This window comes from Paenibacillus sp. GCM10012306, assembly GCF_042649265.1.
Lineage (GTDB): Bacteria > Bacillota > Bacilli > Paenibacillales > Paenibacillaceae > Paenibacillus_AQ.
The window spans coordinates 749,883-762,892 of sequence record NZ_JBHRYW010000002.1 but is presented as its reverse complement, the minus strand read 5'-3'; the positions used below and the strand labels follow the sequence as shown (position 1 = coordinate 762,892).

The following is a 13,010-nucleotide window of genomic DNA, read 5'->3' as shown; positions in this document are numbered from 1 at the left end:
AGATCATAATATCCATATACCAAACTTCCGGTTCACAGTTGCTATGCATTCTAAATAAATGTACAGGATCACCGTTAAATAGAGATAACATCCCACTGTTTAATGGCTGTTGAAATAGTCGTTCCAAAGCCATCTTTTTACTTTTACCGAATAACTCAAGAAACTCTTCAACATTACTGTATTGATTATCCTTCAGCTTCTTCTGTCGCGTAACATTAATATAATTATCGATCTCTCTGCGACTCCTATCCTTCATTCTTATCATTAAATCTATTTTTTCTTCTTCACTTGGAAAAAGGAAGTTCGTCAGCCTCCAAAACTCAACCGCTTTTTCGCTTATACCTAGTACATCCCCAACGCTTTTCATATTTTGTATCTCCCTCTGCTGAATATTAGGGAAATGTCTCTATTTATCCTCACTTAATATTTATCCCCTCATTCTATAGTTTACGTGGATGTAAAAATATCGGCAATAACAGTTTGCTTTAAAAACCGATTGGCTTATTCATCTATACAATATCTCCTTTCGTAATCATTAAAGTAAATATAATTATTTAATTAATAATATCATGAACACTTTCAAAGTCAACTGGTTTTCAATTATTAAATAGAAAAAAGAACAAGTTTTTAAGCTTGTTCTTTTTCTTGGTTACTACGTCCGTATAGGGCTTCAATTGTTTCAATGTTCAAGAATTCTTTAGTTAGTCTAGTCGTTATTTTATATTCTAAGTCAAACTTTTTACAAACTGTCACGATCTCTTCTCTTTCAAATTTTCCTGTTTGATCCAAAAGTTCTTTTGCGTATCTAACCATTCCGGATTTCCTTAAGTTGATCGGGGTTAGATATGGATAATCAAACCATTTGGATATCATGGCAATTCGCCTTGATACTAAAGTTTTTTCAGCTATATCAAAGTGTTTTGTATGTGCGATAGTTGGGCGAAAAACATAAGGCGTATCTATGAGTTTTCGCTGCCCTAAATGGCTCTCCGTGGTCCCGTTATTGCTGTGATATACGTCTTGTCTTGCTGCTGCAAGCAATAATCCCACTAATTTATCTGACACTCCTATTTGTCTTTCCCTAATTGGCCCACTAGCTGGCTTATTTTTGACAACCAAGATACTTGATTCTGCAGTTATATCTATTTTCAGCATATTTAATATCTCGGAATACGCTCTACCCATAATACCTTCAAATAGTGACTGAATCAAAGCCGAATCTTGAAAATTCGTAATCTGTCCCACAATCGATTCTATTTCTTTGTCTGTGAATAAATATTTGTTGCTTGTATCTACGAAACTTTGCACAAATTCATCAGTTATCGTAACGGACAACGGATTAATATTGTCTTCCCTCAAGTCCTCTTTGATACCCCAATCAATATATTTGCGGATGTTGGTTAATTGACTGTGACTCGATAGGAAGGTAGTAGGGGACAGTAATTTCATTAATTGTCCAATTTCATATATGTTAAAATTATAAAGATCCTTCTTAAGAGGCTCTTCAATCATTGAGGCCCTTTTTAAAATCCTCGAATACACCTGATAGGTATTATCGACCAACCCTTTAAGATATCTATCTTTTTGATCTTTATTGTACAATTCCTCATCATATATTTTATTGGACATTACTCTTCTCCTCCAGTAGCAACCAAACTTTTAAAATACACTAAGACTTTCTTACGTAAACTAGGGGTATTAATTCCGATTCCTACCTTTGACTCCAAAAGGCCGATTAAGTCTGAATCTTTAAAGTTAATTCTGCTTACATAGTTCTTCACTTCTCTTGGATGGATATTATTATCTTTGAAATACTTTGCAATTATAGTGTAACCGATAAACATAAGCGGATGATTTATATTGGATTCCTTATAGTTCTGTGGATTTTCCAAAAACTCATCAACAAAAGATCCCACCAAGTAGTCATAAAAATTGGTTAAGTATTCGGCAGTTTCTTTTGCCTCCATCTTGCTAGTGGGATTAAAGGTATTTGCTATCGCATAGGACATAATATCAAATGTTGTTAATTGCTTTGCAACTCCAGATATATTGGGAGCAGATGCTATCTTTCCTTTTAAATCTGATTTTAATTGAAGGTCACGTACTACCAAGTCTGAGGGTTGATCGGATAATAGTTCTTTCCTTCTTTCAATTTTAACAGGGTTTATCGTATTGATTTGTCCAAAGTATCTCTGAGCTGTTAAAGTGTCATAGGAGCGAATTGAAAGAATCATTCGTTGCTTTAGGTTAGGGTTCATCGAAACAGCTCTCACTCCGCCTTGAAGGCGGTGGAAACCATCAAGAATACTTATAATTGCCTGTTCATTAATACGAAGAGTTCTTGTCTTTGTATTATATTCAATAGCTTCAATTTCATCTGAGTACATGTTTAAAGTGATCATATCTTCAAGATATGTTTCATTAACCATACTTTCAGCAATATCTTCAACACTTTTTATGTTTATATCGGGCACAGCGACTATTCCATCACGTCTTTTCACAAACTTTGCGCTACGTTGAGTATCAAAGTCATACTTAATCAGTTGCGAATGGAACAATTGAACCAGGAATTTCATGTCTATTTTTGTGATATAACTTGCATCGCCTAAATATGTGACATCTTCTATCTCCAGAGGCAAATGTAATCTTGTTTCGTCTTTGTATGCATATTTAATTGTATTTTTCGCTTTTTCAATTTCATTTTCTGTATAAAAATTATCAGGTTTCATATCTTCGTACCTCGTAGCATCATACAAGGCACTAGTTACTATGCACAACAAAGCACTAGTTAATGATTCAAGAGACTGATTTCCTTTTGAAATATCCTCAAATGTTCCAATTGGTACTCCATACTCTAATAGATATTTATTGATTTGGTTCACTTTTTTACGAGAACTCTTCACTTCTTTTATTCGCTCTGCAATATGCAGTTCCAATTCCCCTCGATCTTTTATCAAACTGCTGCCTCCCTTTTTATTTTTCTATTGTATTGATTATACCATATATAAAAATAATTAATTCGCTTTAAGTCACTTGAGCTTGCCTTCAAAAATATTCAGCAAGTTCTTCTGATTTGTACTTGTGTAAATCAATTTTTTGCAAAAATCTTTAATTGTAATATAATCTAGATCACCCAGACTATTAATCGCTCGTTGTCTAAACAGTTTATAGCATCTTTCGCAGTAAATTTCGTCTTCATTTGCAGGAGTGAACTGACTGAAACAGTTATGTTCAACACATATTTTATCTTTTATTGAAACTACTCGACCATATGGTTTATATCCCGCCTTGCGCATTGCTGTCGACCATGTTACATCAAGACTCTTTAATGATTTATCCGATGGCTTTAGATTTAAATCTCTATACTCTGCATTGGTTGGAATATAACCTAAATCCTTTATAGTCTGCTTGAGTTCTTTGACTGCATCTTCTAGAGATAAATATCTGCTATTTGCGAGTTTTACATTAGCGCTCTTAGCAATTTCATCCCATCCATAATACTTACTAATATAGTCTGATGATGGAGACAGTTTCGGTTTTTGATTATCATATAGCGACTTTGATATTTCTCCGTACTCTAACCCCAAAAGTTTTAAGTTACTAATAGCTTTTATTCTATTTTCATTTCTTAAAAACTCATCTTTTTCTAGTACATCACACTGCTTTAAAAAGTCAGAAAAACTGATGTTGTCTAACTTCCCTTTTAAACTTTCCCATGCTGGCAAACTGCCTCTATTCTTATTATAAAGTTCGGTTGTAAGATATCCCCCAGCTTTACTTGCAGCAACTCTTACACTTTGTATGATATCTTTATTTAGTTTCATATTTTACTCCTTGCAATTTATATATAAATCCCTGTCACATTAACCTGTAAATATTATCTCCTCTTCAATAACTAGATAAACTTCGCTCGTATACTTAGAGTAAATTGGTTTATGTATTTTCTGGTTCAATCTGAAATGCTCCTTGCCGATAATTGTAACATATTAGATTTCGCTTCTGCAGCACCGAAGCTACTCTTTGAGCTGTTCAGAAGATAACGGTACGGCATTATTATTTCACTATTCAAAATGTAAGCCATGATATAATTTTCCGTCTTTTTTCGACAAATTATTTATCTCTTTCTATGAATTTATCATATCGATAAAGAAATGCAAGTAAATATTAAAATATTACCTCTATATTCTCCAGCAATATAAAAGATCTTTATATACAAGTTAATATGTATCAGTCTTATGCGATATTACTGTATAATTTCAATATTTTCATAATGACACTCTTTTGTTACTCTTCAATCAAACCATCTATATATAATTAAAATAATATTCTTATTTTTATTTATTTATCTAAATAATGATTTATCAGCATTGTGATCTTCACCACATTTTCTAATTAATGATACTATATAGGATCAGGTTGACACTTCGTTGGACGCTACGAATGCGGCGGGTTCTTCCGATATAACAGAATTCTCTCATATATTCTGCAAGCATTTAAGGATACAGCGATAGAATATGTCCATCGGCATCCATTGTTATTATGTATAAAAGCGTTATTAAAATAAAAATAAATATATTATTGATAATTTTAATTCTCAATGCTATATTTACATCACAGAATCATATAGTACATGCACCAAATTAAATTACCAGAGGTTGAAGATAAACATTTCTAATTAATGAAAATACATATAAACAAGGAGATTATAAAAATGATTAAAAAACTAAAATGGAAAAAAACATGGCAGGAAAAATACTGGGATGGAGAGTGTGAATATATTGATGAGAGATTAGTTTCATGGGACTGGAAAAATAACAAAAGGATCTGGATTGATTATGAACAAGAAATGAAAAATACATATGATGATCAAGTTATATGGACGAAGAAAGATGCTAATAGTGGTAAATTCTATCGTGAACCATATAAAAAACGAGAAGTTATTGAAAATAAAAATACATAAAAATTATACAATAATAGAGATTGGGAGAACTAAATAAACCTGGAATTTAGATGCTAGTATTCACTACATTTTGAAACAAGTATATTAGTAACAAACTATGTATTGAAAGAATTGTGTTTTCAAAGCAGAATACGTAGTAAATGATGAAAATAAATAGCCCCCAAATGGGGGCTATTATGTTGACCAAACCAATCCCTTGTACAAATACTACGAAATTGCACTCTCCGTCTTATTCCTACCTTCTATCCTAACAGAAGAAGACATTAGGTCTTTTGGGAGAATATTCATCAAGTCCTGTCTTGAAGGTTTATTTGGTTTACTCATTAGTCTTACTGCTTGATGACGTATTGAGTTTTCAATTACATTTCGCACAAACCGTGCATTGCTAAAAACGGATTCGCTGATTTTTTCTTCAAGTATTATGTCCCTTAACTTCTCTATAGCTTCGATATTCAAAATGTAGTCTCTGTCTTGGGTCATTTTAATGGCAATCAGTATAAGTTCATCAATCGAGTAATCCCTAAAATTAATATTGACTGGAAATCGTGATGGCAAACCAGTGTTTGATTCTAATAGCATGTTCATCTCATCAGGATAACCAGCCAGAATTATTATTAAATCGTCATGTTTATCCTCCATTATTTTCACAAGACAATCAATGGCTTCCTTTCCAAAATCCTTGTCTCCACCACGAGCAAGACTGTAGGCTTCATCAATAAAAAGAATACCGCCCAGCGCCTTCTTAACCAGGTCCCTCGTCTTTTGTGCGGTATGCCCGATATATTCGCCCACCAGATCAGCTCTTTCCACTTCAACCAGGTGCCCCTTACTTAGTACGCCCATTCGCTGGAACAGCTTCGCCACAATACGTGCGACTGTTGTCTTACCAGTACCGGGGTTTCCTTTAAATACCATATGATAGACCTGAGGCTCGACTTTAAGATTCATTTCTTTTCTAATCTTTTCAACCTGCAAAAAGGCATGTATCTCGTAAATAAATTCCTTTACCTTCTCTAAGCCAATCATGCCATCAAGTTCTTGAAATATTTCCTTAATCGATTCTAAATAATTAGGAAATGTTGCCTCAACTAAATTATGTTCGATTATTGAATTTGTAATTTCTTGACTTCTAAATGTAATGTTCATCCTAGATTCGTTGATTGTAATTTCTCTTGACTTATCATCCAAATTAATCACCTCAACCTCAATTCTGATGTTAAGTACTCCAACGTCTGATAACATTCTTAAAACATATTGGTGTAATTAAAATGGTGTTATTACTGCATGTAGTTAAAATCTTTAATTTGTAAGACTGATTCATAATAATCATAATTGTGTTAAAAGCATACACTACCCTACGTAACTCTGGGAACCATAAAAGGATCGTACTCATTAATATCTAGTCCCTCGTCTTTTGCGCAGTATGCCCGATATATTCGCCTACCAGATCGTCCCTTTCCACTTCAATCAGATGTCCCTTGCTCAGCACGCCCATCCGCTGGAACAGCTTCGCCACGATTCGGGCGACTGTTGTTTTGCCCGTACCGAGGTTGCCCTTAAACACCATATGGTAGGCCTGCCCGCTTGCTGGCCAGACCTGCCTCCGTACGCATCTGGGCGACCTGAAGCAGGGCGTAAATTTCAAATACAAGTGCGCAAGACGATATTATTTTGCCGGGACGGTCTGCCTTCCTCCCGCCCGCTTGCCGCCGCTACGCGTCCGTTCATGGATTTCACCTCATTATCCAGGGCTGACTTGCTCTAAACAAGTCTATTCCTGCTGGTGGGGTGATATTAGCAGTTTCGGGATTTTGCCCATTATTCAGAGAAACAACTGCTGAATCTTCCATTTGGTATAGGCGAGTACCTCGCGTGATTTGTTCCAAGCCATGGACATTACGCGGGAATCCGTCAGTCCCAGCTCTGGTTTGTCGTAACCAAGAGCACCTGCTATTTCCATAGCTCGTCGCCCATGATAGGTATGCGTGATGATGATAGAAGTAGTCAAACCTTCTTTTTTCATAATCTCGCGGCTAAACAGTAGATTCTCATACGTACTGGTCGCTGCATTTTCAATCAAAATATCACGTTCCGGGACGCCTGCGCCAACCAAATAATTGCGCATTCCCTCAGCTTCGGTATACTTGTAATCGGGCTGATCTAGTCCTCCCGATACAATAAAACGGGGGAACATCCCGTTATGGTAAAGCTTGAGCCCATAATCGAGGCGTTCTTTCAAGCCAGGGCTCGGTTCATCGCCCCACATGGACATTCCAAGAACGATCCCCACATCTGCTTTCTGCATGGGGACCGTTGACTTGGCACGGTTAATGTTCCATAGTGCAAAAACACTCCATAACAGTCCCAGTACGATCAGAATAGCCAGTCCAAACAAGAACGGTCCCTTAAAACGGAACCGCCGTCTTTTAGATACTATCCGGATCGGGGACGAATCTCTTCCGTAGACGTACCAATCCATTTGTCATTTCCTCCTGAACTCTCCGTGATGAAATAATTCCGCGCGATGCTTCAGGGAGAGGGAGAAATAAGGAAAAGCATGCGCGTCTATACTTCGTAAAATCGTATTCGCCGTGCTCCAGGCCTGGTTATAATCACTGTCCGAAATGTCCCCTCGTTCCAGCGCTTCCTCCAGTTCATCTTCATCCAGCAAGAACACTTCCCCGTTCCAGAGCACCACAACATCCAGGTACAGATCATCGAACCAAGGCACGCCTTGATCGGTGACACCCTGCACTTTGCAGGTATCGATGTACCATTGAACGATATTTTGCCGCTCGTCGAACATAGCCGTGACGATATAGTGGCTATCCTTGGGGAAATATTGCAGCCAGGAATACCCTTTGTCAGCAATACGGTATGTATGCCGGCCATAGCTTTTCCACAGTGGTTCTTTGAGCCCATAAATGGTGTACAGCGTAATGTAACCACTGAACTCCCGGCTCTCCACATAGCGGCAAGCAAAATGACGGCGCGTAATCCGGCGCCAGTTGGCCCGGTCTCCGAATTTACGTTTCATAATAATAACCCTCTCCATTATGGTGACTTCAGCTTACCACATTTAGGAGATACACTCAAAGGAAGACAAGTGAATAGTATACCCGTTATATCCGCAAGGGTTGCATTTTGCGTACTTATATCGGTTAATTAATCTTTTTTTATTTAATGTTTATTGGATATAGAGATGCTACAACCGACAATTTATTGTGCTGCTAACTTTCATACCCACATCTCTTAATATAAAGAAGGCTATCCAGAACTTCTGGATAGCCTTCAATAAGACACTATATTTTAAGCTGACACTCGCGCATTTCTAAGCAGCTTATTTATCTGTATTTCACGAATCACTATTTGACCGTTTCTTCTGTGCCATTATATCTATTTGTTTGCTGTGCATTTCCCCGTCCTGCAAGAGCACCCACGAAGGAAAGCGCGAACCCAACCGATGCAAAGATGTATAGCATTTGAATCCCCATGGTATCCGCTATCCAGCCAGATAATAATAACGAAACTCCATATAGAATTGAAGTAAGTGACGATTGAGCGGCAAATAGCGGCGGGAGCTCTGAAGTGGGGACGCTTGTTTGATAAGAAGTTCGCTCCGCTAAATTTTTTATAGCCTGGAAAGCCCCTATGGCGAACATGACAACGAGCGTAACCACCGGGCTAGTAGAGAAACTGAAGCCGAGCGTTAGCGCAGCAACGAAGCCGCTGCCTACAGTCAGCATAACACCAAGGTTCCACTTTTCGTCCGTCAAACGACTCATCAAGATGCTTATGAGCACGAATCCACCTAAATTAGCGCCGTTCATCCAGCCCCACCATACTTCGCCTACATGCAGTCGTTCATTTACGAATACGAGCAATAGTGCTCCAGCAAACGCCCCTCTAAATAGACCTTCCCAAAAATCCATCCACAACAAGACACGTAACTTGGGTAACGTAAAATAAATACGCCATCCCTCTTGAAGTGATTGTCCCCAAGACAAGGCTGATGTTTGGTCTGCGCTACTGCTGACTTTTTTTATCATGGAGGAAGATATGCAAGCACCGCCTAGTAATAGCGTTGACAGGAGTAGCACTTGGCTGGCACCTAGCCAACTAACCGTTATGGAGCCGAACGCCCATCCAGCCAGAGAACAAGTCTCTACGACACCCGCTAGTACGCTGTTTGCTTTAAGCAATGAAGTTTCAGGTACGGTTAGCGCAACAAGAGACGATCTGACAGGACCCGCCACACCCTCCAGAATCGATATCCCGAAAACCATCCCAACCAATACAGCAATATTGGGACTATCATTACCCATTAAAAGCATGTATAGGGTGAGTAAACCCAAGCCAAGAGTTTGCCCACCAAGGCTAGAGGTAAGTAGGCGGTTCAAGCGTAGTTTACGCATAATAAGAGGCGCTACCACACTACCGACGGTCATACCGGCAACTCTGAGTAGTGGATACAACGCTGTTATGGTAGCCGAACCAGAAAGATGATAAAGCGTGACGACTAGCGCCAAAATGTACCAGATGTCTCCTAAAGTAGATAGAGCCTGACTAAGCCAGAGTCTATGAAATGATTGTGTAAGCAATGGACTCATCCTTCCCTATATTCAGTTGTATTCAGGAAAAGGAATGAGAATTTACAACGGTCTGCCTCCGATCAAAAATGAAAAAGATTGTATCATTATAGCATTTTTCATTCAGAATAGCATTCCCTCTGGCAAAAAAAGAACCCCGGCTGTGCGTACAGCCCCTCCTAACGAGGGACCGCAGCACAACCGGGGTTGTGTATTCTTATTCAATTGCCTACAACAGCCAACCTCTTAAGGCGCAGTTACGCCATCTGTCCCCGTTCCCGCTTCATGATCGGTATTAGTTGGGGCACCCGTGTCGACACCAGCATTGGCTGGATTGGCAGGTTCAATTGTAGCTGCTGGCGGCGGTGTCGGAATTGGAGGAGGCGTCGGAATTGGGGCCTGTGTATTCTCAGGCGGTACAATCGTTCCGCTACTATTTCCACCATTGCCGTTATTACCGCCCTGATCTCCGCCTCCATTGTTCCCTCCTTGATCTCCTTCACCGTTATCCGGTGTTTCGATAGGGATATTAGGATCAGGTGTGATCGTAGGTTCTGGAGTTGGTTCTTCATCCTCCACATAAACGGAGACCTTATTAGACGCCGGGCCTTCTGTATCGAGCTCAGGATAATAAGCCGTTACATAATATTCATAGGTCAAACCTGGCATAGCGCTGATATCTCCAACACTGGCAGTTGTTGTGCTCAGCACGGAGCTAAAGTTCGCTTCCGAAGTTTCCTTGCGATAAATACGGTATTCTACGCCCGCAGTTGATACAGCATTCCAACTGAGTTTCACCGTCAACGTAGACGGATCATACTGGGCGGACAGACCGCTCACCGCTTGAATAGCATCCGGACTCGGTGTAGGCTCCAGGTTAACGACATTGTCCGGTTGTGGGAACGACTTCTTCGGCACATCTCGCAGCGCTTCTTTCATAACTTTACCCCAGAAGGCTGCTGCCAGCGGACTGCTGTTCTTGAGCAGATGTTTCTTGCTTGGTTTGTCATACCCCATCCAGACGGCAGCCGTCCATTCCGGTGTATAGCCGACGAACCAGACATCACGGTTCGAGCTGATGCCCGGGTATCCGCTTTGGGTTGTACCCGTCTTGCCGGCTACCGGACGGTCAATTCTGGCTTTTTTACCTGTTCCGCTCTCAACAACCTTCTGCATCATCTCGGTCATCTGGTAGGCCGTACTTTCTTTCATGACCCGCGTAGGTGTCGTATTAGACTTGAATTTAGTTTCGCCACTGCTATCCGTAATTGACTTGATCGAATAAGCATCGCGGATTTCGCCTCCGTTGGCAAAAGCACTGTAAGCTTCCGCCATCTCCAGCGTGTTGGTTCCCTTGCTCATGCCTCCGAGGGCAAGGGAAAGGTTCTTGTCATCATCCGTAAGCTCAATCCCCATTTTTTTGGCGAATTGGAAACCTGTGTTCACACCGATTTCATTGAGCAGCCATACCGCCGGCATATTCTCCGACTTCTGTATGGCATCACTCATACTAATTGTGCTGGAATACCCGTGCAGGTTGCTCGGACAGTATTTGCCAAAGCACTGCTTCACATTGCTGAGCAGAGAATTTTCGTTGAATTTGCCAGTCTCAATTGCTGGTGCGTATGAGACCAGTGGTTTGAAGGCTGAACCTGGTGAACGACGGCTGGCGGTTACCCGGCTGTAGCCTTTTTTCTCATAATTCCGTCCACCAAGCAGGGCAACAATACCACCGTTCTCCTGGTTGATGATCGTCATCGAGCCTTGTACAAGATCTTCGTCCACACTTTTCTCAAAGTTTGCACTGTCGGCAAAGGCATCCTCTACCGTTTCTTGCGCGTGCTTATCCATAGTAGTGTAGATCTTATATCCGCCGATATTCAGATCATCCTCGGTCAGTCCATATTTAGCTTCTGCTTCGTCCACTACGTAGTCAATGAAAGCCTGATAACGCTGCTTCGTTTCCGGTGGCTTATAGTTGTAGTCCACCTCTTTGGCTTCGTCCCGCTCCTGTTCAGTAATGTACCCCTGCTCATACATGAGCTGCAGCACAACCGCACGGCGTTCCTTGGACAAGTCAGGATTGCGAAGCGGATTATATCGGGAAGGACCTTTAGGCATGGCTGCCAGCGTCGCGATTTCCCAAATTTTGAGATCATTCAAGTTGCTCTTACCGAAATAACGAATCGACGCAGCCTTGATACCATATACCGTACCACCGAAGTTGATCCGGTTCAGATAGAGTGTAATAATATCTTCCTTCGTCTTCTTGTTCTCCAGTGCTACAGCGATGGAGACCTCGGTAGCTTTTCGGAAAAAGGTCTTATCCCGTGTCAAAAAGATATTCTTGGCGAGCTGCTGTGTAATCGTACTACCACCCTCTACCATGCTCCTTGCGGCAATATCCTTGACTGCGGCACGGCCGATAGACCATAAATCCACTCCGCTATGCTCGAAGAATCGTCTGTCTTCGGTAGCTACGAACGCATCAACCAGCAGCTTCGGGATCTTGTCATAATCCACTGGATCACTTTTCTCAAAAGCCAACTCGCCAATGATGTTCGCATTTCGGTCATAGATTTTGGTCGTTTCGTTTACCGTCAGCTTGTCTTCGTTCTCCTGCAGCAGCTTCTCTCCGTTCAGCATAATGAAGAGATAACCACCCAGCGCACAAAAAATAGCCAGTGCTGTTGCAAAAAACAGACTCCATAGTACACGTTTTTTGGTTAGAAACTTTTTCTTCTTTGCATTTGTTTTTGGTTTGGATGACGTCGGCGTTCTGTCTCTATTCCGATTCGTCCTTGACATTTCATCTTTAGACATGGTGCCTCCTGACTCCCTTTAAGGAGTTAATATCTTCCTGAATGAAAAGAACAACCTTCTCAGGTTGCTCCTTCTCACTCTTTATTCAACGCTGTATACACAAAAAGGTTTCACTTCAATCGTTAAAAATCTGCCAGACAGATCAATCAAGCACGCGCCCGCTCGTTACTCCTCGTTGCTGCTATCCTGCATCAAGGACACGCTGCGTTGCGGTGTGAAGGTAGAAATCGCATGCTTGTACACCATTTGCTGACGGCCATCACTGTCAATGACGATAGTGAAATTGTCGAATGCTTTAATGATGCCCCGGATTTGAAAACCGTTGGTCAAATATACTGTAGCAGGGATATTCTCTTTGCGTAGTTGGTTCAAGAACGTATCTTGGATGTTAATGGACTTGTTCATATGACGTACCCCCAATGGTTCAATTAGATTGTTCAGAAGTATATTCAAGACCTGAGAGAAACTTTCCTGCTATTATATCACGGATCATCCCCCTACATCAATGGAGGACGTACGGGGTAACACAGGGGCTTATTTTATCGGTCATGGATATATTCATCAATTCTTGATTAAATCGAATAAATTCAAGTTCTGTATTGAATCTCTTTAAGAATGGCTCCCCCTTAATGTTGATT

The 13,010-nt window shown here is 40.4% G+C and carries 11 protein-coding genes and 1 pseudogene; 1 reads left to right on the top strand and 11 read right to left on the bottom strand.

What is annotated here, in order from left to right; all coding sequences use genetic code 11:
* The 4 genes from ACFORK_RS07215 to ACFORK_RS07200 all read right to left on the bottom strand — a co-directional run.
* The coding region (locus ACFORK_RS07215) for a hypothetical protein (protein WP_379197078.1) at positions 1-367 on the bottom strand (367 nt) is incomplete at its 3' end.
* A gap of 260 nt (positions 368-627) precedes the next feature.
* Positions 628-1,629, bottom strand: coding sequence for a phage lytic cycle repressor MrpR family protein (locus tag ACFORK_RS07210; protein ID WP_379197076.1), 1,002 nt, complete (start codon positions 1,627-1,629; stop codon positions 628-630).
* Positions 1,629-2,957 (bottom strand): DNA sulfur modification protein DndB, encoded by a 1,329-nt coding sequence (locus ACFORK_RS07205; RefSeq protein WP_379197074.1) that lies wholly within the window; start codon positions 2,955-2,957, stop codon positions 1,629-1,631. The genes ACFORK_RS07210 and ACFORK_RS07205 overlap by 1 nt, the downstream gene beginning before the upstream one ends.
* Before the next feature lie 72 nt (positions 2,958-3,029).
* The gene (locus tag ACFORK_RS07200) at positions 3,030-3,824 is read right to left on the bottom strand and encodes a hypothetical protein (RefSeq protein ID WP_379197072.1); all 795 of its coding nucleotides are present in this window, start codon (positions 3,822-3,824) and stop codon (positions 3,030-3,032) included.
* A gap of 887 nt (positions 3,825-4,711) precedes the next feature.
* On the opposite strand from ACFORK_RS07200, the gene ACFORK_RS07195 reads away from it, so the two are divergent.
* On the top strand, positions 4,712-4,960 hold the full coding sequence (locus ACFORK_RS07195; protein ID WP_379197070.1) for a hypothetical protein: 249 nt from the start codon (positions 4,712-4,714) through the stop codon (positions 4,958-4,960).
* Between the two features lie 207 nt (positions 4,961-5,167).
* Here the strand turns inward: ACFORK_RS07195 and ACFORK_RS07190 are convergent, their stop codons facing one another.
* From ACFORK_RS07190 to hfq, 7 genes and pseudogenes are all read right to left on the bottom strand, one after another.
* Positions 5,168-6,106 (bottom strand): AAA family ATPase, encoded by a 939-nt coding sequence (locus tag ACFORK_RS07190; RefSeq protein ID WP_379197067.1) that lies wholly within the window; start codon positions 6,104-6,106, stop codon positions 5,168-5,170.
* A 256-nt stretch (positions 6,107-6,362) separates the two neighbouring features.
* A pseudogene (locus ACFORK_RS07185) lies at positions 6,363-6,688 on the bottom strand (AAA family ATPase); the annotation flags it as partial.
* 94 nt (positions 6,689-6,782) lie between these two features.
* Complete coding sequence (locus ACFORK_RS07180; RefSeq protein WP_379197065.1) at positions 6,783-7,439, bottom strand: YdcF family protein; 657 nt, start codon at positions 7,437-7,439, stop codon at positions 6,783-6,785.
* A gap of 3 nt (positions 7,440-7,442) precedes the next feature.
* Positions 7,443-7,997 (bottom strand): ribonuclease FAU-1 family protein, encoded by a 555-nt coding sequence (locus ACFORK_RS07175; protein WP_379197063.1) that lies wholly within the window; start codon positions 7,995-7,997, stop codon positions 7,443-7,445.
* Positions 7,998-8,325: 328 nt separating this feature from the next.
* Positions 8,326-9,570: an MFS transporter gene (locus ACFORK_RS07170; protein WP_379197060.1), complete on the bottom strand. Its 1,245-nt coding sequence runs from the start codon at positions 9,568-9,570 to the stop codon at positions 8,326-8,328.
* 225 nt (positions 9,571-9,795) lie between these two features.
* Positions 9,796-12,372, bottom strand: coding sequence for a transglycosylase domain-containing protein (locus ACFORK_RS07165; protein ID WP_379197058.1), 2,577 nt, complete (start codon positions 12,370-12,372; stop codon positions 9,796-9,798).
* A 165-nt stretch (positions 12,373-12,537) separates the two neighbouring features.
* Positions 12,538-12,777 carry an RNA chaperone Hfq gene (hfq, locus tag ACFORK_RS07160; RefSeq protein WP_379197056.1) on the bottom strand — a complete coding sequence of 80 codons (240 nt, stop codon included), beginning with the start codon at positions 12,775-12,777 and terminating at the stop codon, positions 12,538-12,540.
* Positions 12,778-13,010: the final 233 nt, after the last annotated feature.

What these genes read in the sequence shown, in the direction of transcription:
- ACFORK_RS07210 (WP_379197076.1), bottom strand. Translation starts at nt 1,629, where the DNA reads ATGTCCAATAAAATATATGATGAGGAATTGTACAATAAAGATCAAAAA.
- ACFORK_RS07200 (WP_379197072.1), bottom strand. Translation starts at nt 3,824, where the DNA reads ATGAAACTAAATAAAGATATCATACAAAGTGTAAGAGTTGCTGCAAGT.
- ACFORK_RS07195 (WP_379197070.1), top strand. Translation starts at nt 4,712, where the DNA reads ATGATTAAAAAACTAAAATGGAAAAAAACATGGCAGGAAAAATACTGG.
- ACFORK_RS07190 (WP_379197067.1), bottom strand. Translation starts at nt 6,106, where the DNA reads ATGAACATTACATTTAGAAGTCAAGAAATTACAAATTCAATAATCGAA.
- ACFORK_RS07180 (WP_379197065.1), bottom strand. Translation starts at nt 7,439, where the DNA reads ATGGATTGGTACGTCTACGGAAGAGATTCGTCCCCGATCCGGATAGTA.
- ACFORK_RS07175 (WP_379197063.1), bottom strand. Translation starts at nt 7,997, where the DNA reads ATGAAACGTAAATTCGGAGACCGGGCCAACTGGCGCCGGATTACGCGC.
- ACFORK_RS07170 (WP_379197060.1), bottom strand. Translation starts at nt 9,570, where the DNA reads ATGAGTCCATTGCTTACACAATCATTTCATAGACTCTGGCTTAGTCAG.
- ACFORK_RS07165 (WP_379197058.1), bottom strand. Translation starts at nt 12,372, where the DNA reads ATGTCTAAAGATGAAATGTCAAGGACGAATCGGAATAGAGACAGAACG.
- hfq (WP_379197056.1), bottom strand. Translation starts at nt 12,777, where the DNA reads ATGAACAAGTCCATTAACATCCAAGATACGTTCTTGAACCAACTACGC.